22 protein-coding genes are annotated in these 24,930 nt (G+C 41.9%); 1 reads left to right on the forward strand and 21 read right to left on the reverse strand.

Going from position 1 to position 24,930, the window contains the following annotated elements; translation table 11 throughout:
- Positions 1–32 precede the first annotated feature (32 nt).
- From ES896_RS13920 to ES896_RS13935, 4 genes are read right to left on the reverse strand one after another with little or no spacing between them, the layout of a single operon-like run.
- Complete coding sequence (locus ES896_RS13920) at positions 33–1,220, reverse strand: MFS transporter (RefSeq protein WP_098680986.1); 1,188 nt, start codon at positions 1,218–1,220, stop codon at positions 33–35.
- Positions 1,221–1,277: 57 nt separating this feature from the next.
- On the reverse strand, positions 1,278–2,324 hold the full coding sequence (locus ES896_RS13925; RefSeq protein ID WP_135226902.1) for a Gfo/Idh/MocA family protein: 1,047 nt from the start codon (positions 2,322–2,324) through the stop codon (positions 1,278–1,280).
- The gene (locus ES896_RS13930) at positions 2,321–3,187 is read right to left on the reverse strand and encodes an HAD-IIB family hydrolase (protein WP_024718989.1); all 867 of its coding nucleotides are present in this window, start codon (positions 3,185–3,187) and stop codon (positions 2,321–2,323) included. Before ES896_RS13930 ends, ES896_RS13925 begins: the two co-directional genes overlap by 4 nt.
- On the reverse strand, positions 3,162–4,487 hold the full coding sequence (locus ES896_RS13935) for a DegT/DnrJ/EryC1/StrS family aminotransferase (RefSeq protein ID WP_135226903.1): 1,326 nt from the start codon (positions 4,485–4,487) through the stop codon (positions 3,162–3,164). The genes ES896_RS13930 and ES896_RS13935 overlap by 26 nt, the downstream gene beginning before the upstream one ends.
- Positions 4,488–4,596: 109 nt before the next feature.
- Between ES896_RS13935 and ES896_RS13940 the strand changes: the two genes are divergently transcribed.
- The gene (locus tag ES896_RS13940) at positions 4,597–5,586 is read left to right on the forward strand and encodes a LacI family DNA-binding transcriptional regulator (protein ID WP_046342561.1); all 990 of its coding nucleotides are present in this window, start codon (positions 4,597–4,599) and stop codon (positions 5,584–5,586) included.
- 249 nt (positions 5,587–5,835) lie between these two features.
- Here the strand turns inward: ES896_RS13940 and ES896_RS13945 are convergent, their stop codons facing one another.
- The 17 genes from ES896_RS13945 to ES896_RS14025 form a co-directional block, all read right to left on the reverse strand.
- Positions 5,836–7,458, reverse strand: a complete 1,623-nt coding sequence (locus tag ES896_RS13945) for an L-lactate permease (RefSeq protein ID WP_046342560.1) — start codon at positions 7,456–7,458, stop codon at positions 5,836–5,838.
- Positions 7,459–7,501: 43 nt separating this feature from the next.
- Positions 7,502–8,449, reverse strand: coding sequence for an L-lactate dehydrogenase (locus ES896_RS13950; protein WP_007498309.1), 948 nt, complete (start codon positions 8,447–8,449; stop codon positions 7,502–7,504).
- Positions 8,450–8,786: 337 nt separating this feature from the next.
- Positions 8,787–10,259 carry a P-loop ATPase, Sll1717 family gene (locus ES896_RS13955; RefSeq protein WP_047945853.1) on the reverse strand — a complete coding sequence of 491 codons (1,473 nt, stop codon included), beginning with the start codon at positions 10,257–10,259 and terminating at the stop codon, positions 8,787–8,789.
- A 222-nt stretch (positions 10,260–10,481) separates the two neighbouring features.
- Positions 10,482–11,234: an alpha/beta fold hydrolase gene (locus ES896_RS13960; RefSeq protein WP_240688387.1), complete on the reverse strand. Its 753-nt coding sequence runs from the start codon at positions 11,232–11,234 to the stop codon at positions 10,482–10,484.
- A gap of 108 nt (positions 11,235–11,342) precedes the next feature.
- A complete protein-coding gene (locus ES896_RS13965) occupies positions 11,343–12,224 on the reverse strand; it encodes a glycine betaine ABC transporter substrate-binding protein (protein WP_008342122.1) in 882 nt (293 codons plus the stop codon).
- A complete protein-coding gene (gene opuAB / locus ES896_RS13970; RefSeq protein WP_024718999.1) occupies positions 12,224–13,069 on the reverse strand; it encodes a glycine/proline betaine ABC transporter permease subunit OpuAB in 846 nt (281 codons plus the stop codon). Before opuAB ends, ES896_RS13965 begins: the two co-directional genes overlap by 1 nt.
- A gap of 10 nt (positions 13,070–13,079) precedes the next feature.
- Positions 13,080–14,345: a glycine/proline betaine ABC transporter ATP-binding protein OpuAA gene (gene opuAA, locus ES896_RS13975; protein WP_135226905.1), complete on the reverse strand. Its 1,266-nt coding sequence runs from the start codon at positions 14,343–14,345 to the stop codon at positions 13,080–13,082.
- Positions 14,346–14,745: 400 nt separating this feature from the next.
- Positions 14,746–15,840: a toxic anion resistance protein gene (locus ES896_RS13980; protein WP_025206695.1), complete on the reverse strand. Its 1,095-nt coding sequence runs from the start codon at positions 15,838–15,840 to the stop codon at positions 14,746–14,748.
- A gap of 14 nt (positions 15,841–15,854) precedes the next feature.
- The gene (locus tag ES896_RS13985; protein WP_135226906.1) at positions 15,855–17,471 is read right to left on the reverse strand and encodes a YceG family protein; all 1,617 of its coding nucleotides are present in this window, start codon (positions 17,469–17,471) and stop codon (positions 15,855–15,857) included.
- A gap of 70 nt (positions 17,472–17,541) precedes the next feature.
- Positions 17,542–18,357: an HAD family hydrolase gene (locus ES896_RS13990; protein ID WP_135226907.1), complete on the reverse strand. Its 816-nt coding sequence runs from the start codon at positions 18,355–18,357 to the stop codon at positions 17,542–17,544.
- Entirely contained in the window at positions 18,354–19,463 is a 1,110-nt protein-coding gene (locus ES896_RS13995; RefSeq protein WP_135226908.1) for a cysteine protease StiP family protein, read from the reverse strand. Before ES896_RS13995 ends, ES896_RS13990 begins: the two co-directional genes overlap by 4 nt.
- The gene (locus ES896_RS14000) at positions 19,456–20,787 is read right to left on the reverse strand and encodes a phosphoribosyltransferase family protein (RefSeq protein ID WP_135226946.1); all 1,332 of its coding nucleotides are present in this window, start codon (positions 20,785–20,787) and stop codon (positions 19,456–19,458) included. The genes ES896_RS13995 and ES896_RS14000 overlap by 8 nt, the downstream gene beginning before the upstream one ends.
- Positions 20,771–21,964 carry an HpcH/HpaI aldolase/citrate lyase family protein gene (locus ES896_RS14005; RefSeq protein WP_135226909.1) on the reverse strand — a complete coding sequence of 398 codons (1,194 nt, stop codon included), beginning with the start codon at positions 21,962–21,964 and terminating at the stop codon, positions 20,771–20,773. Before ES896_RS14005 ends, ES896_RS14000 begins: the two co-directional genes overlap by 17 nt.
- Positions 21,965–22,046: 82 nt before the next feature.
- Positions 22,047–22,826, reverse strand: a complete 780-nt coding sequence (locus ES896_RS14010) for a TerC family protein (protein WP_008342130.1) — start codon at positions 22,824–22,826, stop codon at positions 22,047–22,049.
- Between the two features lie 140 nt (positions 22,827–22,966).
- On the reverse strand, positions 22,967–23,545 hold the full coding sequence (locus ES896_RS14015; protein WP_007498343.1) for a TerD family protein: 579 nt from the start codon (positions 23,543–23,545) through the stop codon (positions 22,967–22,969).
- Positions 23,546–23,586: 41 nt separating this feature from the next.
- Positions 23,587–24,168: a TerD family protein gene (locus tag ES896_RS14020; protein ID WP_008342133.1), complete on the reverse strand. Its 582-nt coding sequence runs from the start codon at positions 24,166–24,168 to the stop codon at positions 23,587–23,589.
- Between the two features lie 20 nt (positions 24,169–24,188).
- Positions 24,189–24,791, reverse strand: coding sequence for a TerD family protein (locus ES896_RS14025; RefSeq protein WP_008342134.1), 603 nt, complete (start codon positions 24,789–24,791; stop codon positions 24,189–24,191).
- Positions 24,792–24,930: the final 139 nt, after the last annotated feature.

Below are 24,930 nucleotides of genomic sequence, written 5' to 3' on the forward strand. Positions count from 1 at the left end.
TATACAAAAGGAGGAGCCACCAGATCAGCTGCTTATCGATCTGCTTTCATCGCCGGCGGCTGTGTGGGTATGGTTTCTTTTTTCCGAGATCGATTCATTTGAATGGCAGCCGCAAAAAGGAGAACAGCTAAAAAGGCGAAAACAAAGACGGCGCTTGCCGCACCTGCCCACTCAAGGCTAAACCCAATCAAAAAGGACAAACAAGCTCCACCTAAACTAGCGGCGGCAATAAAATAACTCGTGGCCTCGTCGATGGCATTTTCAATCATTAATGCAGATGCCGTTAGGGCAATAGGGAACATGCCAGCTGCGCACAGACCGATGAAAAAGATAAGAATTAGCTGCGCGGCGATGTGGGTGGCTAGAGCAAATATGGCGAGCAGCACAATCATCAGCGCTGCGCTTAACTTTAAAAAACGCAGCGGATGCAGCTGATCGGCTTTTCTCGCAATGACAGTTCTGCCAATGACGATCGCTGTCCAAAAAGTAGAGACCGCAAAAAGACCCCAGTTGTCTCCCCCTTTTTCCAGCATGATCGACGGTAAAAAGTTCGCAAAGTTCGTTTCAATTCCTGCGTAGAAAAACGCAAAACAGATCATCAGCACCACAATCATTCGATTCCCTCGATCAAACAGCAAGGACGATTTCTTCATGTCTTGAACAGGAGCCGCCATCTGCCCACGAGGGAGTTTATTCATAAAAGTAAGCCAGAGCATGAGAAAAAAAGTCAGTGCACCGACTTGAAATAAAAACACATAATGCCACGTTTCCTCTGTCACAGTCAACAGAATCAATAGAGGAAATAATAATGCACCTAATCCAAAAAAGACCTCCATGATGCTGATTCGCTTTGCACTGTTTGCCATTGAAATGACATACGCCCCGGCCGTCGTCTCAAGACTGCCTGCACCGCTCCCAAGGAAAAAACCTGCCACCACAAGAATCGTCCAGCCCGGCACTAAAAGGCCAAGAAGAAGCGCTCCGATCATCAGCAGCAATCCCATCGTCAGAACAGTGCCATAGCCTTTTTTCCTCACAAGAATGGGCGACAAAAGAACGCCTGTCAAAAAACCAATAAACTGAAAGAAGATTAAAGAAGATAATTCCCCAGGACCCTTATCATAACTAGACAGCAAATAAGGCGTTAAACTGCCAAAAAACACATGAATGGTCCCAATAAAAAAATAAAAGATACAGCCAAAATAAAACACCTTTTTCATCTTTTCACTTCCTCTAAAAAGGAGCGGAGTCATGATATCCTCCGCCCCACCTCTTCATTAATATGCGCGGGCAGAGACGACAGCCTCTTCCCTCTCGAAGCACGTATTCAGCGCAGCCTGCGCGCGATAACCATCTTCAAAATCAGCTACCTTCATATGAGATGGATATGAGTTTGTATTTACCCAATGCATCAGCTGATCACGGAATGTATCAGACCATCCATAAAATTCATTTGGTGGATCTGTCAGCAATGTTTGCGGCATTTGATGACGCTCTACACACAAGCCATCACTGATCTCATATTCGTTTTTCATGTTTGTATGGTATTTAAAAACCTTGTCATGCCCCACCACTTCTACACTAAATCCACATTCCTCCGGCTGCGTACTTTTGGACGTCACCAAATGAAAGAACACTTGATTCTCCATTTGCCCAAAAATTTCGGTATGGTCATCAACCTGTACCTTTTTCTCTTCTTTTTCCTTTACATGTGTCAGCATCTTCGTATTAAGGGATTCTTTTTTCATTTCACTGCCAAATAAGTACCACAGCATATCAATCAAATGAATCCCTAAATCTCCTAATGCACCGCTTGTACGCAGACTTTCGCCGCTGTCTCTCCACGAAAATGTCTTTCTTCTAAGGGCACTATTTTTCTTAAAATGTGTCCGTACTGTCAAAACGCGTCCTAATTCACCATTGGCGATCAAGTTCTTCAAAATATTCACAAAGGATAAATAGCGATAGTTAAAACCCATACTGGCTTGAACCTGGAACTGTTTGGCTGTCTCCACCATTTCCTTCGCTTCTTTTAACGATACAGCCATCGGTTTTTCGCATAAAATCGGCTGTCCTGTTCTAAGCGCCTGAAGGGCATGGTCCTTGTGACAGAAGTTAGGGGAAGCAATGATCAATCCATCTGATGCATCCGCTAGTGTTTCGATACTGGCATACACCCGTCCGCCGTACTGTTTAATAAATCCTTGTGCAACGGATTCGTGCAAGTCATAGACCCCAGATAATTCTGCACCTTTGATCGTTGATAATGCTCTAGCATGTGCTTTTGCAATATTCCCTGCTCCAACAATTCCAATTTTCTTCATGAATGTGCCTCCTCATGTTTATACATCACTGTTTTCAATGTTTCATAGATTCCTTTTGCATACCCATGATGACAAATTTGATGATGGTGCCGTTTGGCTTCGGCTGTTGCATTTTGGACAAGAAAGCCGTGCGTGACGGATTGAAGCATCCGCAGGTCATTCCCACTATCACCAAAAGCAAAGCCCTTATCTTTTGACAGGTTATATTGATTCAGCATAAACCGAACGATTTCATCCTTCCCTGTTCCCACTGGTAAAAAATCAACGTCATAGCAATCCGCAGGGTCACCCGCAAGTGGGTTGCATTTGTTGATGTTCACCGCCACACCCCGCTCCTTCGCAAGTGTTTGGATGAACGATAGATGATGGAGATCTGTTCGTTCATCCTGCTCCTGATAATAGAAATTCTTTTTATACCCAGAGCTGCCTAGCTGCGTTTGCGGCCTAAGGGTGATCCCCTTTTCACGTACGGCTTGCAGAATATCTTCAATTTTTTCGTCTGAAAAGCCCTGTGCATCAAGCCGTTTCATCCATTCTGCATCCGGCTGTCCAAATTTCCCATCTGATGTATACACGATTTCAGTTCCTAAATTCGACGCAATAAAATGCGGGAATTGATAGAAACCACCTTTCTCCATTTTGCTCGTAACAGAATCGAGGCTGCTTCCCGTCACCCAGCCCAGCATGAGCTGTCCGGCTTCGCTCTTTTCTGCCACAAAAGCTTCCAGCCGTTTTACATCCTCTCTCTGCTCCTCGGTCATTCCGTGAGAATAATAGGTCTCATCGAAATCACAGAAGACGATCCACTGCGGATGTTGCGGTTGATGCACAAGCTTTTTATTGAATGGAAGATTTGATAACATGATGGACCCCCTCGATGACTTTCTCCTGATCTTGCAGCGGCATACCTGGATAAAGCGGCAAGTGGAGTAATTGCTGTACGGCTTTTTCCGTATGTGGTAGTTCCGTTTGTCTATACTTTTGAGAAACAAGATTCGTTTGATGCTGATGCGATAAAATTGGGTAATAGACGTCTGTTTCTATGCCCATTTCCAATAATTTCTCTGCCAGCTCATCTCGGCTTCCCTTCACCACTCTGATCGGGAATAGATGCCATACATGATCGTCTGTCAGCTTCGGAAGCTTAATATAGCCTTCGTCATCCAGCCTTTGCAGCTGATCTATGTATCTCTTTGCCAAGTAAAAGCGTTTAAAGTTTTGTAAACCTAAATATTTCATTCGTTCTAGCCCGATTGCGGCCTGTAAGTTATCAATCTTAGAATTAAAGCCATAGTCACTGCGCTTCACGTTTTTCTTTCCTGGTTCAAAACCGTGATAGCTGATTTCCATGCATTTTTCTGCTAGGGCTTCATCATTTGTCGCGATGGCTCCAGCCTTCCCGCAAACTCCAAGGTTTTTGTACGGGTTAAAGCTGAGAACAAGTCCATCCCCAAATGCCCCAAGCCCGCTGCTGCCAATCGCCTGACAGCCATCCTCAATGATGGATAGACCATGCCGTTTCGCAATCGTCGAAATGGCCTTCATATCCGCTTGCTTTCCATACAAATGAACCGGGAGAATACATACTGTCTTATCTGTGATATGCTTTTCTATTTCATTCGGCGCTAGGCAGTAGGTGTCTGGATCAATATCGGCATAGACTGGAACCGCACCAATCGCAAGCACTGCATTTTCTGTTGCAGCAAAGCTGTTAGCAGGTAGGATGACCTCATCTCCAGGATGGACGCCTGCTGATATTAAACTGATCATCAAGGCATCTGTTCCACTTGATGTGGCAATGACATATTTTTTCCCTAAGTACGCTGCGAGCGTCTTTTCAAACTTTGGAATATAAGGGCCTGATGTAAAACGGCCTGAACTTAATACTTCTTTCAGCACCTGCATAATATCATCGATCTCATCCTCCGAAATCAGTTTATCGACCGGCAGGAACGGTATCTTTTTTTCCTTATTTTGTTTATAATGGAAGAGAATTTTTTCCAAACCCGTACGCGCAATATCTTGCTCAAGGAACGCAGCAAGCTTATCATTCGCTAGATTCTTTTCAACTGAATCAGCCTTTACTTGAACACCTTGATTGATCATATCCAGCAACGGTAGATAATCCTTGCTTTTACCTGATATCTTCGTCAATATTTGCATTCCATTCCCTCCAATTAATCAATTCCATTTGTTAATATTTAACTTGTTTCACATTGTAAATGATGTTATCGATTTCAGAACAATAACTTTGTGTAAAGGATTTGTTAATATGTGTACAATTTATGAAATTGCCAAACGCTGCGGGGTTTCAACGACCACTGTTTCTCGGGTGCTGAACAACCATCCATATGTATCAGAAGAAAAGCGCCAGCACATTTTACAGGTGATGAAGGAAATGGAGTATACACCAAGCTCAGCAGCCCGCACCCTTCGGTCACATCAGACAAAAACCATTGCTGTGTCTGTTCCAGCTGTGGACCATCCTTTTTTTGCACAATTGATTAAAGGCATTTCAAAGGAAGCACTGGATCAAGGGTATAAAGCCATCGTGCTCCAAACGTTTTATCAAGAATCAGTAGAACTTGAAGGGCTTCAATTATTAAAAAGAAAAGAAGTAGATGGTGTCATATTGGGGGCGTTAGAAAATAAGTGGGAAACAATCGAGCCATTTTTATCAAACGGCCCGATCGTCATGGCAAATGAGTATCATCAAACAGCAGACATTCCGATTATCGGATATGATGAGCGGGAAGCTGCTTATAAAGCGGTTGACTACTTGATTCAATCAGGGCGTACATCCATTGGATTTTGCTTTGATACAGAAAGCAGTGAAGCGCAAAAACAAAGAAAGCAAGGCTATCTTGATGCGCTTTCTGATCACGGTTTGCCGCTTAAAGAAGATTGGCTGTTCGGCGAGGCTTTTACCATTGAGGACGGCTTTCGTTTAATGGACTTAATCCACAGGATGCCGGATGCGCCGGATGCGATTTTCACCGGCAATGATCAAGTGGCAGCAGGCCTCATTAAACAAGCCATTTCATATGGATATGACATTCCTAAAGATTTAGCGGTGATCGGTTATGACAATCAAGACATTTGCGAGGTGACAGCTCCAACGATCACGACCATCGACATCCCTATCGTCGAGCTTGGCCAGCAGTCTGTCAAACAAATGATTCAGCTGTTGCAAGATCAAAAACCATTACAACGTGAACATATTCAGCTACCTACTCGGCTTGTCACACGAGAATCTACATAAAAAAAAGACTGAGAAATCTCTCAGTCTCAGCGTGTAGACAAACCCTCGCATTCTTTGTCAGTCCTGCGCTCTGGTGCTCACGAATGCCGAATTCGCTCCGCTCCAGTGCTCGTCCTTCCTAGACTGAAAAGGTTTTCTTTCACGCTGAAAAGAAGACAAAGGGCTAAAAAAAGTACATTTTAGCCCTTTGTTAACAATCTGAAGACTGAGAAATCTCTCAGTCTTTCATTTTTCAATCAATCGATCAACCTATATAAATTGAGCAAGAATGAATGTCCATATACATACGATGCCGAGCAAAATGAAGCTGTACTTCACTGTTTTTTGGAAGAGCTCAGATTCTTTACCTGTTTCTCCAACAGCTGCTGTTGCAATAGCGATAGATTGTGGAGAAATTAATTTCGCCATTACACCACCGGTCGTATTTGCCCCGATTAACAAACCTGCCTGAGAGCCGATTTGAGAAGCGGTGACTGCTTGAAGGTTACCAAATAAGGCATTGTTACTCACAACAGATCCCGTAATAAACACGCCGATCCAGCCAAGCACTGGGCTGACAAGCGGGAATAAATCGCCTGTTTTAGCAAGTGCTAGTCCGATAGCAGAACTTAGGCCTGCAAAGTTCGCCAAGTTGGCAAAGCCCATGACAAAACAAATCGTAAGAACAGGGACCCAAAGCTCTTTGACCGCTGCATTTAAGCAGGCAGCCCCTTCTTTTAATGTAATATGTCTGCTGAACAACCCTGTCAGCATCACCGCAATTAGAATGGCGGTACCTGTTGCACTAATAACATCAATTTTAAAGATCGCATCAATCGGTGTTTCTGTTTGGGCAATTGGTGGTAATTTCACAATTTGCTGATGCAGAAACGGCATTTTCACTAAAATGGTTGTCCAGTTAAGCGGTCCTCCTACAGCAAATAATGCTTTAAAAGCTGGTAGGCTCCATACAGTAATGACGGCAGTTAAAATATAAAACGGAGACCATGCTTTCAGCACCTCAACTCCGCTAAACGTTTGTTTTTGTTCAATGGCCGGTGCGCCTTCTTCACGGTAAATGTGTTTTGGCTGCCATTTTCGAAGAAATAGTGCCAGAATTCCCATACTCGCTAAAGCTGAAATAATATTGGCAAGCTCAGGACCCATCGTGACCATTGTAACAGCCTGCAGAATCGCATAGCTTCCACTCACAACAAGCAAGGCTGGTAGTGTTTCTTTGATTCCCTTAAAGCCGTCTACAATGAGAATCAGCAGAAATGGGATACAGAAAGAAATAAACGGAATGGTGTACACAAGGGTTTGAGACAGCTCAAGCGGCGTCATATTCCCCATTTGTGCTCCAGTAATAACTGGGATACCTACTGCACCAAAAGCGCCAGACGCAGCATTTGCAATCAAGCAGAGCATGGCGGCTTTTAGTGGTTTAAACCCAAGCTCTGTTAAAAGAGCGGCACTAATCGCAATCGGTACACCGAATCCAGCGGCTCCCTCTAAAAATGCGTTAAAACTAAAACCAATTAATAAGAGCTGTAACCGTTGATCTTGAGAAATTCCTGCAATACTAGAACGAATGACATCAAACTTTCCAGACTTCACAGCAATTTTATAGAGCCACACGGCCATGATGACGATATATCCAATCGGCCACAGCCCATTAGATACACCGAGCACCACAGCAGATAATGCTTTTTCAATTGGCATATGAAAGAAGAAAACAGCTGTTACAAAACTGACGATCAAGGTAAAACAAGCGGCTAATACCCCTTTTAACTTAAATACAGTCAATGCAAGTAGGAAAAACAAGATTGGAAGCATGGCCACCAATGCACTGACGAACTCATTACCAAACGGATCATATATTTGCTGCCACATAGTGATTCATCCTTTTCTGCTCAGATAGGTTGCCTTTGATTGATTAAAAATGAGGAGCTAAAATTTCTTTTAACACATTCACACTATGTGCGAATTTTTCTTTTTCTGTGTCGTTCAGTGCGAGCTCCATCACTTCTGTTGCACCATTTCGGTTCACGAGGGCAGGTACACCAATGTAGACATCTTCTGCTCCGTATTCCCCATCTAAATAAGTGCTGACAGTCAAAATACTGTTTTCATTGTGTAAAATGGCTCTAGTAATACGGGCTAAACTCATCGCTACGCCGTAATAAGTCGCTCCTTTTTTCTCAATGATTTGGTAAGCAGCATGACGGACATTCTCCATGATGTCGTCTAAATCTTCTTGTTTGTATTGGTCATTTCTCTTCATTAATTCTGTGATCGGTACACTTCCGATATTCGCATGGCTCCAAACAGCAAGCTCTGTATCTCCATGCTCTCCAATGATGTACGCATGCACATTGTGCGCCGCTGCTTCAAAGTACTCACTAAGCATGTATCTGAATCTTGCCGTATCAAGCGTTGTTCCACTACCAATCACTCGTTCTTTTGGCAGTCCGCTGAATTTCCAAGTCGCATATGTCAAAATATCAACTGGGTTCGTAGCAACTAAGAAAATACCATCGAATCCGCTTTTCATCACATTGTCTACAATGCCTTTAAATATATTTAAATTTTTCTCAACAAGATCAAGTCTCGTTTCACCTGGCTTTTGGTTTGCACCAGCGCAGATACATACAATGTCAGCATCCTGACAATCCTCATAATCTCCATACCAAGTATTCACAGGATGCGGGGCGAATGCTTTCCCGTGGTTTAAATCCATGACGTCACCCATTGCTTTATCTTGATTCAAATCGATGACTACCAATTCATCTGTGATTGCTTGATTTATTAATGTAAAGGCATAACTGCTGCCGACAAAACCTGCTCCAATAAGTGCTACTTTGTTTACTTTTTCGTTTGTCATTTATCTCATCCTCCTGAGTAAAACTAGGTTGTTTTTCTTATGTGAAGTATTTCACATTCTTATTGTGCAACACTTCACAAACTTTTGCAAGGGGATTGCTCAAAAAAATAATGTAGCCATTTTGTGAACACCTATGGAAATATAAAAAGTTTATAACAAATTAGTCACCTAACCTCGTTTAATGGTGTGCTATTCCTCTTAAACCCTCTCTTTTAATCGACATAAAAAAAACATTTTAGAATTTTATTTTCAGATAACCAATACCGAAATAAAATTAAAAAATGTTTTTATCTAAACCATTTGAGAACAACTATTCCGTCTTCAAAATGAGGAAAAATTATAAAAAAGTAATTTCATTAATTTCTAACTGATCGTAAATAGATTCTATAGAGTCAGGTTGTAAAGCCCACCGATAAGCCGGATGAATTTCCCAATCAAATCCAAAGTCAGCAAAATTTCCAGATATATATCTAGATTCCTCAAAATATTTTCTGTGCAACTTTCCATCTCCAGATAATTTTCTAGCCGTTAGAAAATTAATTTTATATAAAAATGCAGCTAATTCCTTAGAAGATGCCTTATTTCTATTTGAAAAGAGCATCTCTCCGCCTTGTAATACGTTAGAAATTTTAGTGTATAAATCAGCAGAAGTGTAAACATAACCCTTTGAAGCTCTCTTCTCAACTTTATTGGGTTTCATCCCCATTAGTAGACGCTCTATTTCAGGTAGCTCAGATCTGTACTCGTTTATTGTGTCTTGAATTCTTCCTTGAGAATACTCCTCAAAAATATTTTGAAAATCTAGTGAAGTAATAATACTTCTATCCGCTTTGTATGCTGACCTGGCAGCTAATGTACATAATTTAACCAAATCCCTGGGTCTCTTACGAATTAGCGACATAAGAATTTTATATGTCGGTACATGACTCCATTTTCCTTTACCTTTGAATATATGCTCCATTGTAGTGTTTAAATACTTTGAAAGTTCTTGTTGATTTTTAGATTCTAGATCTATATCGGGAATAGGATCGTTAAGAAATGTAGTAATACGTTTAACTAATAATTGAAGAATCTCATGATTACTCCAAGAGTACCAAATCACAGAACCTTCTATCTTATCAGTAGACTCGTCTGAAGTTCTAACAGCATAATAAACATCTGTTCTTAGTGCAATCTTGAATAAGACATTCCTGTTTTCATTTGAAATATCACGAATAGCATTTAATAAAGCGGAAATCCTTTTTATATCTTCTTTTTTGTTTAACCAACCTCTGTCTAAATCATCAATATAAACAACTACTTTTTTATTATTTAAAAATTGCTCGACTAGTTTTCTTTGAGTAGGATCTAAATCTATACTATCTTTAACGTTTTTTACTGTTTCCAATACAAATTCCATTATTTTGTTTCCAAAGTGCTTTATTTTTTGAATGTCATTATTATTATGGAAATTTAGTCTCTCTAGTATCTTTTTTTGAATAATGGTTTTCAGCCCTTCTTCCCACTCGCGCACTGAAGTTAAAAAATCATTGGAAGTGCTACTATTTATATTGTAAACATCATTTGGTTGAATAAATATGGGCAGCCGTCCGTTTTCATAGTCTTCAAATGCAGAAAACTTAACCATTGCTGATTTTCCAGTACCCTTATGCCCAACTAATATACGAAGAGGCAAATTTGATGTGAAATTATTGTATATTTTTGTCTTGAAAAAATATTGTTTTAATCTTTCATCATTCTCATCTTCTGCGGCCTCATGACCAAAAAGTTTTTGAATATTTTCATCATTGAAATCTAAATGAACTCCCATAATAATCTCCCTTTAGTATTGTATTTTAGGAAAATACATCCTCTATATAAATTTAATTTTCTATTTAAACTTATCCAAATTTTATTTTTTTGTCAATTCTTTCATGTCCTAGAAAACTTTTCGCATATAAACTTATAACCTATTAGCAATTGCTAAGTTCACCGTAGATAAAGCCCCAAGAATAAAACTGTAAAATCATATTACTACCATAACTATATGGTTCTAATATATTCTTAATTCCACTGGTAGCGCACGTGCCTCTATAAAACTTTTGATCATTTCTGTGAAAAGTTCTTTCTTTTCAAAAGTAAACGTATGTCCAATGTCAGGAACGATGACCCCCGCTGCATTTGGGTGTGCATTCGTAATTTTTTCTGCTGACTTAGTCATGATGCCCTTTTCCTTTTCTCCCACTGTCACAAGAATCCGTGCCTTCGCTTGTTGAAATGTGTCAGGAAGCTTGTAATGAAGATTTTCTTGAAACATCGTAAGCAGCGTCTTCTTCTGCAATTGTTTGGAATCCGCTGCATAATGATCCAGTACATCGTTTGGAAGTCCCATCTTTTCTGCTTGCAGCTGGATGAACCAATCTTTCTTTAATAACGGATATGTAAGAGGTAAAATGGGCCTTACCATCAAATAGAGCCATGGTAATGGCAACACAAGGGCGCTATTGATGATGGCGATGTCTGCGATGTCTGGCTCTCTCGATAACACATCAACGGCTACCTGTGCACCTAGAGAGAAGCCAATTAGAATGACTGTACGGCCATGTGCATGCTCCTTTATCCATGAAATGATTTCATAAGCACTTTCTCGCATGGAAAACGACGTTTCATTTGCTCTTGTCCCGTGACCAATAAAATCAGGGGTATAGCATTCATACGTTTCCTTGAATATTTCCATATGCTCCTGCCACATCCAGCTGCTTACGCCTCCACCGTGCAGGAAAATCATCATTGGTTTTTCCACCATCGACAACTCATCCACCATCCTTATATATAAGAAAAAGCAGTCGCTTTTTGAGCAGACTGCTTTTTCCATATGCTCCCTTCTATTATAAGGGAACTGTTATACAATTGGCTATTTTTTCAAATCTTCGATCGAGTTGACGTTTTTCATATAAGTCGGAACAACGAGACCCATGCGAAGACCCTTCATACTTGTACCGAGATCATCATATTTTCCTTTAAACTTCGCTGCATACGTTTTATGCGTATTTGGAAGCCATGCAGATAATGATGCATCAGCACTTCCGGTTGCAATTGCTGTCCACATTGGGCCCGCTTCAACCTGAGTCAAGGTCACTTTAAAGCCAAGTTCACGCAATACCTCTGCGGCCACATTGGTACTTGCAATCTCACTATCCCACGCAACGTAGGCAAGATTGATTTTGTCACCGTTTGACTTTTTTACGCCTTTTGTCCATTTCGCTACTTGATCTTTATGCTTTTTCACATATTTAACAGCAGCATCCTTTGGTTTGACGCCATCCTGAATATCAAGCATCACTTCACCCATGTCATCTTGAGACCATTTAAACTGACTGAGCATTTTGGCTGCTTCCGGCTGATCCTTCGCAAATCCTTTACGAGAAATGGTGTGAATTTCTTCTTCGTCACCATATGATTTTTTCGGATCATCTAAATATTTCAAATCGTAGCGGGAAAACATCCAGTGAGGATTCCAGCCAGTGATGATAATCGGTTTTTTACGGTCATACGATTTCTTCAATGTCGCTGTCATCGCTGCACTTGAGGCAGATACAACCGTCCAATCCTCTAAACCGTAATCCTTTTTCGCTTGATCGGTTAAGGCCATAATACCTGAACCCGGATCAATCCCGATAATCGTTTTATTGACCTGCTGTGCTGCACTTGCATTTGAATCTGATTGTGCACCACAAGCCGCTAGTAAAAAGACGAGCAGGGCGGTCATCCCAATGTAGAGAGACTTTTTCCACATTAAGCATTCCCCCTGGTTTTTTTCGTTTTAATGTTTTGTGTAATACGATCCAGTGTGATCGCTACAATAACAATGGCAATACCAGCTTCAAAACCAATCCCTGTTTTCAGCTGCGTTACTGCACTATATACTTCCGAACCAAGTCCTGGTGCACCAACCATTGCCGCAATGACGACCATGGATAGAGCAAGCATGATACTTTGGTTAATCCCAGCTAAGATGGTTTTTGTAGCAAGTGGAAGCTGAACTTTGAACAAACGCTGGAATGTCGTTGAACCAAAAGCTTCTGTTGCTTCAATTAAATCAGATGGTACTTGTTTAATCCCGAGAATGGTCATACGAATCGTTGGCGGCATAGAGAAAATAACCGATGCCACAACGCCAGGTACTACTCCGATGTTAAAGAAGAAGATTGCTGGTAAAAGATAAACGAATGCAGGCATTGTCTGCATTAAGTCTAAAATAGGTGTGACAATTTTACGCACCGTTTCCTTCTGTGATGCCCAAATACCGATCGGAACCCCGATCACGATAGAAATGACCACAGCTGTCAGAACGAGCGCAAGTGTTTGCAGCATTGGCTGCCAGTAGCCTAAATAGTCGATCAGTAAGAATCCGATAAGTGTGAAAAGAGCAACTCCTCTTGTACTGATCCACCAAGCAATGCCGGCAAAGATAAGCGTTAAAATAATGGATGGAATGACGCCAAGTGCAGCTACAATACCATTTACTGTTCCAGCTAATCCATTTGTGATGCCATCAAAGAAACCACCAAAGGTTAATGTTAACCAGTCAACAAATTGATCGATATAATCCGCGAACGGAATTCTAGGTAAATCACTCATACTAAACATCTTATTCTACCTCCTGTGCAGAAGGCTCTTGTGCTTTAATTTCCTCTAGCTTGTTAGAAGACATGTTGATATATTCATCATTACCTGATAATGCACCAATCAATGCACCTCTGACCACAATACCCTTCATTCTGTTTTTCTCATCTACAACGGCAATTGGAATGTTCGCATCAGACACCGCGTCAAAGATCTCTGTTAAATACGTTGATTCCAATACTGTCGTAAATTCTTTATCAAGAACAGTTTCTAGCGACGCACCCGTTTCTGCCGCTTTTTTCGCTGCTTGTGCAGAAATAACACCTAATAAATGCTTTTTCTTATCTACTGCATAGATAGACGAAATACCAAGGTTCTTCATGAGCGTGAGCGCAACACGTGCCCCTTTATCAAGCTGAACTGTTTCTGCACGTTTCATAATATGACCAGCGGTTAATACTTTAGAAAGGTCTACATCTTCAACGAAACGTTCAACATACTCGTTCGATGGGTTCATCAGAATTTCTTCTGGTGTTCCGATTTGAACGATATTCCCGTCTTTCATGAGGACAATGCGGTCGCCAATACGAAGCGCTTCATCTAAATCATGCGTGATGAAAATAATTGTTTTTCCTACAGACGTATGAAGCTCAAGCAATTCATCCTGCATGTCTTTACGAATTAATGGATCTAGTGCGCTGAATGCTTCATCCATTAACAAAATATCAGGGTCATTAGCTAGTGCACGTGCCAATCCAACACGCTGCTGCATACCGCCACTTAATTGATTTGGGTACTGCTCTTCAAAACCTTCAAGTCCAACAAGCTTTAAAGATTCAAGCGCTTTAGAGCGGCGCTGTTCTTTCTCTACACCTTGCAATTCAAGCCCGTATTCTGTATTCTCCAGAATGGTACGATGCGGGAACAATGCGAAGTTTTGGAAGACCATGCTGATCTTTTTCCGTCTAACTTCACGCAATTGATCCTTTGACATATTTGTTATCATATCCCCATCAATATAAATTTCGCCGGAGGTTGGTTCGATTAACCTATTTAGCAGCCGCACAAGTGTGGACTTTCCGCTCCCTGATAGCCCCATGATGACAAATATCTCGCCGTCATACACATCAAAATTTGCTCGATTGACACCAACTGTTGCGCCGGTCTCTTTTAGGATTTCTTTCTTTGTCTTCCCTTTTTCAAGCATTTGAGATGCTTTTTTAGCATTTTTACCGAAAATTTTAGATACATTATTTATCTTGATTTTGATCTTTCTCTCTTCAGAATTCATTTTTTCCCTCCAAATTAGCATCTTTATAACCGTAACATAAGCGTTATGATGCGAACAATCTTTAGAATTCGCTTATTTCCGTACAATATGTATGAATTCCATATAGAGGTCTGGTGATTACAGTTTATACGCCGTATTACTCGTAAATCCTATAGAATGCTTCATAAACTACATATTTTACGGGGTATTTTCTCTCACCATACAATATTTTACTGGAAATTCCTTATTGTGCTAAAAAATAAGTCGAATCCTTGTGATAGCAGCCTTTTTCTTTCATGGGTGAACCATGCCCCTGAACAGGATTTACCCGAAAAAGGTCACATAAAAACCTTTTTTCTCAAATTTTAATCAAATTCATGAAAAAACTGCCTGCAACTTTCGTTACAGACAGCCTGTTTTTTTAGGACTCTAGGGCAGCTTTCTTAATATTATCTTGAAGCTCAAGCATACGTTTTGTTCCGTCCTCACGTAATCGTTTGTTTTCTTCTTCAATCTGCTTCGTCTCTTTCATCCCTTGTACAATCGTATTGAAGGATGATTCGATCGTTTCAATGTCGATGCTTGGACGACCTGATAATTTAGCAATCTCAACACTTTGACTTGAGATATTTTCAGCATTTCGTTTCAGCATTTCATTCGTTCTTCTGTCCAGTTCACTCATGGAATCAGCCACAAGCTTTTGTCTCTTCACTGTCACCGCTTGAATGATTCCATTTTTGAAAATTGGAATCGTAATGATGAAGGCAGAGTTAATTTTCCCGATTAATTTCGTATTACCACGCTGTAGCAAACGGATTTGCGGTGCCGTTTGAAGTGCCACCATCCGTGCCATATCAAGATCATATACACGCTCTTCAAGCGCTTGAATCCCATTACGAAGCGTATCCAGCTCCATTTGTGCTAGCTGGTTTCCCCCCGCCGCTTTTTCTTCATAAGAAGGAACCAATTGTTTTAATTCTTCGATCTTCATTTGCCCTGCGACGACATACTTTTCAAGCTCCATATAGTATTGAATGTTATGCTCATACATTTCTTCAAGCGTAACCGTCGATTTGGTCATTTCATCTTTGTATTTACTGATTTCCACATTGATTTTTTCAATTTCTGCACCGAGCGTTTGATATTTGCTGAAAATCTTTTCGATCATGCTGCCACCGCGTTTAAAGATTTTTGATAACAAACCGCCCTTTGGCTCGTCAAAATCATTTTTATCAAAACGATCCATAATTTTTCCAAGCTGTGTAAGCATCGTTCCTGAGTCTGTGACACTTGTTGAACGCATCATAGAGAGAATACGGTCAGAAAACTTAGAGATTTCGACAGCCGGCTGTTTCCCGTATTCAAGCAGTTCAAGCTGATTTTTGGCATCAATCTGTCTCGCAATGTTTTGGACTTCTGGTTCATTGCGCAGCTGAACGCGAATATCGTCTGCCTTTTCAATCGTGATTTCCTCTTTATCAATTGAAATGATGTCATTTCCGTTTGTATTTGTCATAAGCTTTGATCTCCTTATCGGTTTTTAATGGATTGAAATAACTTTCTCACAATGGACGGCTCTTTAAACTCTTGGTTCATGACCATTTCATCAAGCCAATGTGTATCAAATAATTGATCGTCTATATACCGCTCTATACACTGATAGCCGGCGGGATGATACACGAAGAGATCCACACCCATTTCATTTAGGAAAATCAGGGCAGCCGCATCAGAACGAGTCAGCTCACCATTATATTCCGTATGGTATAAAATCACTTTCGGCACAGTTTGGGCATAATCAAAGGTTTGAATGAGTTCAATTACATCTTGGTTCATATGCAAAAGCTGCTTGAATAAATAAATACGCACATCTAATTCGGTCTCATGGCCTTCTTTTAACAGCTTCGGATGCTGACATATGCGAGAAATGGCCTCTGCGATCGCACGCTGCGTGCCCTCATACAAATGCGAGAACTGCCACACATTGCTTTTCATTAACAAATCAGGGTCAACCTCTCCTGCTTTAGAAAGTGCATGCTGATAATGAAATTGATAATTCGAAGACACTTCTTGTGTGAAAGGGAAATGACGGATCGTTTTCGTTTCTTTCCCCTCCATTAGCGTGTGGATACGGTCCCAATATTCTCGCTTGTCTCTCGTCACCCCCATCATCTTCGCAAAAAGATTCGGAATCTGTATGGTGTCACGGTCTGCTTTGAAATTCGGGCGGATAAACGACCGTTCCTTCGCAATTAAAAACAGCTCATCATACGTTGTCTTTAGCGTAATAGAATGAGGAGTATGATCTCTGAATTGCCATGGCTTATACAGCATGGAATCTTCTGTGTGAAGTACCTCTTCAAGCTCTCTTGTCGAACGGTACGCCACCGTTGATTTCCTCTCAGGCTTTTCAGTAGGGAACGGTTCAAGCTTTGACGTCCCTGGATACTGATCAATAAAAGTCAGCTTTTCTTCTGGATCTAATTCACGAAATTGATCCTTGCCTTCTGGATGAAACAGCACCACATCACAGCCAATCAGCATGACATAGTAAAGAAAATAAAGCTGACTTTTATTCGCCTCTCCATACCAAATGACAGCTGGCATTTTTTCTTCCATATTGCCTTCCTTCAGCCATGGTCCTAGATGATTATTTGAAAACTTCACCACATCTAGCAATACACGGCGGAAATCAGGATGCTGGAATCCCCCTTCATGCAGCTGCTTGAAATGTTCAAACACCTGAATTAACGAAAGGCGAATATGCCGGTTCATCACTGGGTTTGGATGACGGACAATGAGCTGTTCACCATCTAAGAAAGCCACAAATCGATTCACAGACAATCCCTTTTCTTCCTGATTGATCATATGAATCCGCTGGAGCGCTTGAAAGTGCTCCGGCTCAATATGCCGGTTGAGGGTTTCACTTAAAATATGCATGCCGTCAGTTTCGTATAATTCATGTAAATAAATAAAATAATCGGTTGCATCATGCGGAGTTCCAAGGACACGGGCGGCGAGACGCGGCAAGGATAAGGTGTGCTCGTCCTTGCCGTAGCCGTCTCGTTCAGGGAGCGGCTTTTTCAGCAGGTTTTTCCAGGCTTCCTGTTTCGCCCGTGTCTGGGTTACGTTGATTTCTTTATAGCTCACGCCGCTCCTTCCTTTCTCCTATATTTTCTCGAAAGCTACTACTATCATATCATTCAGCCTTCTACTTCTGCTATCGAATCGAAGGCTTTTTTGCTGTGTTCATCTTCTTTGCGACAGAAGCGGCGATTTCGTCTGCCGCCGCCATGCCAGAGGCTGTCGTCGGTTCAAGCGATAGATCAACATCTAAGACTTCCCCATGACTCGGAGCGAAGCCCTTATCCGCTTGACGTATGAGATCAGCATCTAACAAGGAATCGCCCGCACCATATACATATTCAAGGTGTAGCCTTTCTTTTAGAAAAGCAACAGCAGCCCACTTATTGAGCGGCTTTGGAATAAAATATAGCTTCCGGCCCTGAAGGGAAACCTGCCAGCCTCTCTCCTCACCCCACAGCCTTAATTCAGCAAGCGGAATATGAGAAAGAAACTCGTCTTTCATAATCAAATAAAGAAATCTTCCCTCAGCTGTTCGAGTACGTTTCACCCAAGCGGCAACCGGAAGTTCAGAGATCGCCCTCAGCATATCTCTCACCGGCATACACTCTTGCAGTCTCTCATCTACAATCGCCTGCCAATCCTCAAGCGGCTTACCGTGATGAAGGATACAGCCGCCGTTTGTCGTGACGGCATACTCTGGTTTGATCTCTTGCTGAAAGAGAGTGATTCGTTCAAATTGTGCTGTCGTTCTTGTCGTCACTGGGATAAACCAGCCTGCTTGATGAATTGCCTGCAAGGAGACTTTCGTTTCAATCGACATATAGGAAAGCGGCCGGTCGTCCAGCACCTCAATTAATTCGTATGCTCCCTTGTATGCATACTGCTCCAGCATTCGATGTGAGTATATCAGTGTCCGGTCTAAATCACTGGCAAATGCGATATTCTTCATGACGATTGCTCCAACGGGCGGATGAGCCCGCAGCATGTGTAGGACATGTTGGCATATTCAATGACGGGCACGCCTCTGTCCTCTGCGAGTAGTAAAATGTGCTTGAGCTTCTCCCGAGATCCAGGCTGAATGAGGATTTTCCAAGGGACTCTTCTGAGAAGCACACGGGTCGTCTCACCGACGCCCGGCTTAATCAAATGTGTATTGTCTATTTTGAAATCCTGACCAATTGCTTCAATGGAGGTCATCCCCCGCCAGTCAGGAGGCGTTCCTTGTGCGAGCAGGGTCTCTGCTTTCTCTTGTACATTTGCATCAAGTTCAGAAAACGCTTCTTCAATTGTATTGACATACAAATTAGAGACATCCTCATCAATGAGCTCTTCATAATACTTAGCCCCATGGAAATCATCGGCATGGATCCAGCGGTTGTTTAGCACCGTTCGACTAACTAGACCAGAGACCGTTGAATTCAAGCAGGCACTTGGAATGAGGAAATCCTCTCTCGTTCCGTAAACACTCGTACAATAACCAGGATCAGCCAGCACAGCTAGCTCACTCGAAAGACGAATTCCATATTTCTGTTCAAAATCGAGCACCGCTTTTTGAAGCTCTTTGGAAATAGCACCCTTTCCGGTCCAGCCGTCAATAAAGGCAATCTCAAAACCTGGATGTTCTTTGAGGATATAATGCAGCGCATTTTCATCTATTCCACGGTCACGAATAATAGAGATGCTATAATGCGGCAAATCGAGACCATACGTCTTTCTGATATACCGTTTAATAAGCACCCCGATTGGTGTCCCAGCCCGTGCCAAGCTGCACAGAACGGTTTGAAATCCTCGCTTTTTCACAATTTGTTCTGCGACAATCGCTACGGCTTCCGCTACCTTTTGCTTACTTTCTTCAAGAGATTGATAGAATAAGTCCATATAAGATGCCGTCGGCTTATATTCAATTGGCAGCATTTCTGAGTAATGGGCACCGCTTTGAATAGAGCGCTCCCGCTCTTCTGTACTTTTCTCCATCTCAATCGATGATAAATCCTTGAGTAAGAAGGTTACGTCCTGCTCTGGATAGCTTCCCATCTTTGTATACACGTTAGCCATTCACCTTCACCTCATCTGATAAAGTCACAATATGCACATGCTTCACATGCCGCTCGGCAAATAAGTGGATCAGCGGCATCAAAGCTTCTTGAGACACCTTTTTCTCAAAAAACAAAAAGACATCATCGTACTGATCTTTAGGGATATTGTACACGTAGTGCTGAATGCGGGCATCCTCTGGACTCAAAAATGCGAATCCGTTTTGAACGGCGTACCCTTCCTTTTCAACCGGATGAATCGGACTTCTTGTCGTCGAATGAAAAAGGACACCTTCGCCCATATGAGCTGCAAGTCTCATCGGCACATACATCAATTCTCCTGTTCCTAAGCAGAGTGTCTGTTTTCCTTTTCGTTCTCGCTGAAGCTTCAGCCCAGCCTCAGCAGTTGCTTGATCAATGGCGTCCGTGTCCACTGCGCTTAAACCGAAACGACCTGTTTCATGGATATACGGCGAATGCCCCGCCGGATTGACTGCATGGGAAAGTGAATATGGCACTTGCTTAAAGAAGGATTGAAGAGAATGAAAAGAGAGTTCAGGTCTTTTCTCTTGCGCAGCAATTTCATACGAATAAGCAGGCTCATCCAGCGTTGTCCCCCGAAACATCATCTGCCCTTTTAATAAAGATAATGATGTGATATTTACCCCTAGCTCCTCTTGAAGCTGAAGCATCGCTTCCTCGTGCTCCTCTGTTCTCCAATCTAAAATGGATAGAATCGTATAAGAGGATCTAGGGTGCTTTGCGTGCAGATCCCGAATGATATTCATATTTGTCCGGCCTGTCGTGACCTCATCATCTACTAGCACAATCGGGCGATCCGTCCGAAGTAAGGCGTCATCTGCGTAGCAAAGCTGATCTGTCGCATGAGAATGTTCCTCTTCAAATACGAGTGAAGGATCAAGATCCAACAGCTGTTCACGTGTCGTATGAATGTAAGATGCTCCTTCTATGACGTCATACACACCATGACCAAGCGCTGTTGCCGTTTCAGCAAAGCCGATCACAATCGGCTCGTTTACCGCCGAAAGCTTCTCTTTTTTGAGCGCAGCATAGGCTTCAGTTAACTTAACATGATCATTCGTTTTTAGTGCTTCTACTACATCGTCTTGATGCGGGGGCGTCTTGCCTGTTTGTTCTTTTGCATAAGCCATTGCCAAAAGACCTGAGACGAGGAGTGGTTTCAACGGGTGAACAGGCATATGTTTCCCGAGCACCTTACTAACAAATAAAAAGGCTCTCTTTTTGTTCACCCGTGCCGCCATGTCAAAAAGATGTTCTTTTTCAAGCTGAAGCGTACCCTTTTTGAGGTTAAGCTCCACCTCCATATGTTCCAAGATGTTCAGCGTATGCGGCTTCTGATTCTGTGAGTATGTCGATATAGCTTCTATTTTCATGAAACACCCCGTAAATGTCTGACTTCATTAAAATGTTTTCCGCCCAGCGATAGTGCGGCTTCGTTTCGTTCATTTTATTGGAGAAGGTACTCTTCATCACGCCGACTGTACCATCTGCATGCTCTAAAATACTTAATGCATCCATGTACTCTTCCTTTGTGACAACGTACATGCTTTGAACTGGCTTGAGATGTGTTGGATGGATGACTGTCTTGCCATGAATACCGTTTACCACATCCAGCTTTGTCTCTTTGAGCAGACCTTGCATATGATCGAGTTCAAATGAGGAAGATTCACCGCTCTTAGAAATTGCACGGATGAATGGATTTAGTTCTTTTCGTGCCGGTCCAAAATGCTCCCATACAGCACCTGATATCACAAATGAACGACCAAAATAATTGATGATATCTGTGATCAACTCAGCAATGACTCTGATCTCATAAATGGTGGTCTCGCGATCACGGCGAATGCCGTATAATCCACACAGATCCGTTGCCCCAATGCGAATATTCAAAATATATTCCTCATCATTCAGCATGATCTGCTTTAATTCAGACAACACCTGATATCTCGTTTCTTTTTCTAATAAATCTGGTGTTTCTAAAATGGGCATTCCGTATAGTGTTTTCTGAGTTTGTGCTGAAGCCTGTTTCAAACTGTCCACATATTCCTTTGCATTGTGAACGGAGCACTTTGGAAACACAAAACCAGTCAGTAAATGAAGAGAGGGACCGAGCAAATCTGCCATTTTGAGCAGTTGTTTGGGCGAACGAACTCGAATAAATAAAAGCGGCAAATGCTCAGCTATTTCTGGAGAGTGATGAATTGTCTCAGAAAGGCAGGTCAATTGTGCCACTATATTCTGTTCAGCCATGTCCACTTCCTGATCACCAATGGCATCCTCCAAGCAAAACACAACAGAGCAAAGCGCTTCATATTTCTGCGAAAGCAGCATGTCTGCTACATCCTGTCTTGTCGCAGGCATATACAAAGTAGCACCTAATGCATGCGCAAGTACATGCCTTGGCGTCGATGAATGAACTGCCGCCGGCCGCTTCAAAAAAATATCGTGCTGCCTCGTCTCTGATAAAAAACGAAAATATCGCATGCAGTGCCACCTCCTGTTGTAATGACTTGATGATTCAAAAAAGGATGGAGCCGCTAGTCAACTCCATTCCTTTTTGATCGTCCTATTCTTCTTTTGAAGCCGCAGCTTCGTTTGTTACACCTTGATGCTTCTTCTTATTGATTTTATGAACAATAAACGTTCCGATAAACGCTAGGATAATAATCGCAAAGAATGCGAGATGCGGGATTTCAATATGAGCAGCACTTAAGCCCATTTTGATGGCAATAATTCCAATGAGAATAAATGCCGTATTCTCAAGCTCTGGTATACGGTCGATGAGCACAAGGAATAATTGTGCCACTGTACGCATCATGAGAATTCCAAGCATTCCACCTAAAAGAAGAATCCATACTTCCTCAGATACAGCGAATGCAGCAAGAATACTGTCTACCGAGAAGGCAAGGTCCATAATTTCTACAGAAATAACAGTTGCCCAGAAGACGCCAAATACACGAATCATCCAGCCTTCTTTTTTCAATTCCTTCGCTTCGTCATCTCCGTCACCTAACCAGAAGTGCTTAATGACCAGCCAAGCTAAGTATGCAGCGCCTAGTACCTTAATCCACCAAAACTTAATAAGCAGCATCCCTACGCCAATAAATAGAAAACGGAAGAAATAAGCGCCAATTAATCCGTAGGTTAATGCCTTTTTACGCTGCTTTTCAGGTAAATGTTTCACCATAACAGCTAATACAAGTGCGTTATCCGCTGACAACAAACCTTCAAGCACGACAAGGGTCCCAATAAGCCCCCAAGAGACAGGGTCTGTTAATACCTCTGCCCACATATGCCAATCAAAAAACGAGGCATACGTGTCCAACATATGTTTCAAAATGTCCAACTGGTTTTCCTCCTATAAGTGTAGAAGCATCAGCAGGCTTTCGCCTGCTGTTATTCTTGATCGCTGTTTCTTTCTCACTTTGGAAAATACCCTCATATGAGTCATTGGCAGCGCCTCTTGAATGAAGTTGTTTCTTCTCTTTACACTTCTAACCCATAATTTTGACAAAGAGCAGCAAGTCCGCCAGAGAATCCGCTTCCGATTGCGTTAAACTTCCAATCGCTGCCGTGTCTGTATAGTTCGCATACGACGACAGCTGTTTCAATTGAGAAGTCCTCCCCTAAATCAAAACGAATCAATTCTTCCCCGCCCTCTTCATTTACAACACGAACAAATGCATTAGAGACTTGTCCAAAATTCTGGCTGCGTGCCTCTGCATCATGAATCGTCACTGTAATTCCGATACGATCAATGTTAGCAGGAATTTTCGAGAAATCAACGAGAATTTGCTCGTCATCTCCATCTCCTTCACCCGTACGGTTATCACCGGTATGAGTAACACTGCCGCTTGGATGCTGCAGATTATTATAGAACACAAAGTCTGTATCTTGTTGACAACGATTGTTTGCATCTACTAAGAAAGCCGAAGCGTCCAAATCAAATTCGGCTCCGCCTGAATATTTATTCGTATCCCAGCCAAGTCCGATCATCACTTTTGTCAGCCCTGGATTGGTTTTCGTTAAATCGACACGTTGTCCTTTTGAAAGCTGAATCGCCATATTCGTATCTCTCCTATCTTCTGAAAATATGAAAACGGGCGTTACCCGATATCTAAGCCGAAGTCTGTTGCAATGCGGGCAAGTCCGCCTTGATATCCTGATCCAACAGCTGAGAATTTCCACTCTCCGCCATGACGGTATAATTCACCTACAATAATCGCTGTTTCAATTGAAAAGTCTTCTGCCAAATCATAGCGAATGAGCTCTTCATTTGATGCCGCATTTAAAATACGGACGTAAGCGTTAGACACCTGTCCAAAGTTTTGGCTGCGTGCTTCTGCATCATGGATTGTAATGACGAAGGAGATTTTCTCAATACTTGCTGGTACAGTTGAAAGATCAACATTGACCTGCTCGTCATCTCCGTCTCCTTCACCTGTACGGTTATCGCCTGTATGTACAATACTTCCGCCACCGCCAGTTGTTTGATTGTAGAAGACAAAGTCAGATGGAGAGTTTGCTTTCCCTGCTGCATCTAAAAGGAATACGCTTGCGTCTAGATCAAAGTCATGTCCGCCATCATACTTGTTTACATCCCAGCCAAGACCTACGACTACTTTTGTTAAACCTGGATTCGTTTTTGTTAAATCAATTTTTTGACCTTTCGCTAAAGAAATTCCCACTAGGAACCTCTCCCTTCTAATTAAATGTAGTTTCTCGTAATATCGGCAAGCTTCGCATCGTTTGTACCATTTCCTACAGCTACAAACTTCCACTCATTCTCGTGGCGATAAAGCTCTCCAACGATTAATGATGTTTTACCTGCATATTCATCTTTCAAATTATATTTCACTAATTCTTGATTGTTTGAACGGTCAACAATTCGGATGTAAGCATTTTGAATCATACCAAAGTGTTGGTTTCTTCTAAGTGCATCATAAATGTTCACAACGAACACCAATTTATTCACATTGCCTGGCACCTTGCTTAAGTTGACGAGGACTTGTTCATCATCTCCGTCTCCTTCACCTGTCAGGTTGTCACCTGTATGCTCAACACTGCCGCATTTGCTTTTCAAGTTACCAAAGTAAATCAAATCTTTATTTTCAACAAACTTATCATTTTTCAGCATCAGCACTGAAGCGTCACAATCAATATCAGCACCGCCGCCTCCGCCAAACAGCTTTCCAAGAAAACCGCCGCCTTGTGACACAGGGTCCCAGCCAAGTCCAACTAGAATATTGGTTAGTCCTGCTTTTCCTTTTGTTAAATCAATACGTTGACCTTTTTCTAATGTAATCGCCAAATCAATCACTCCTCCAGCATAATAAAAATCTATTTATTAAGCGATGGACCCTATTAAAATCATCATACATGAAAATTCGACAAAATTCATGAAATGACATTGGAGCCTCTTACTCTTTTTTCTATTTACTAGTATATAC

The organism is Bacillus sp. 005/A4HT-01/001 (assembly GCF_004634445.1).
In the GTDB taxonomy this organism is placed as follows: Bacteria; Bacillota; Bacilli; order Bacillales; family Bacillaceae; genus Bacillus; species Bacillus altitudinis.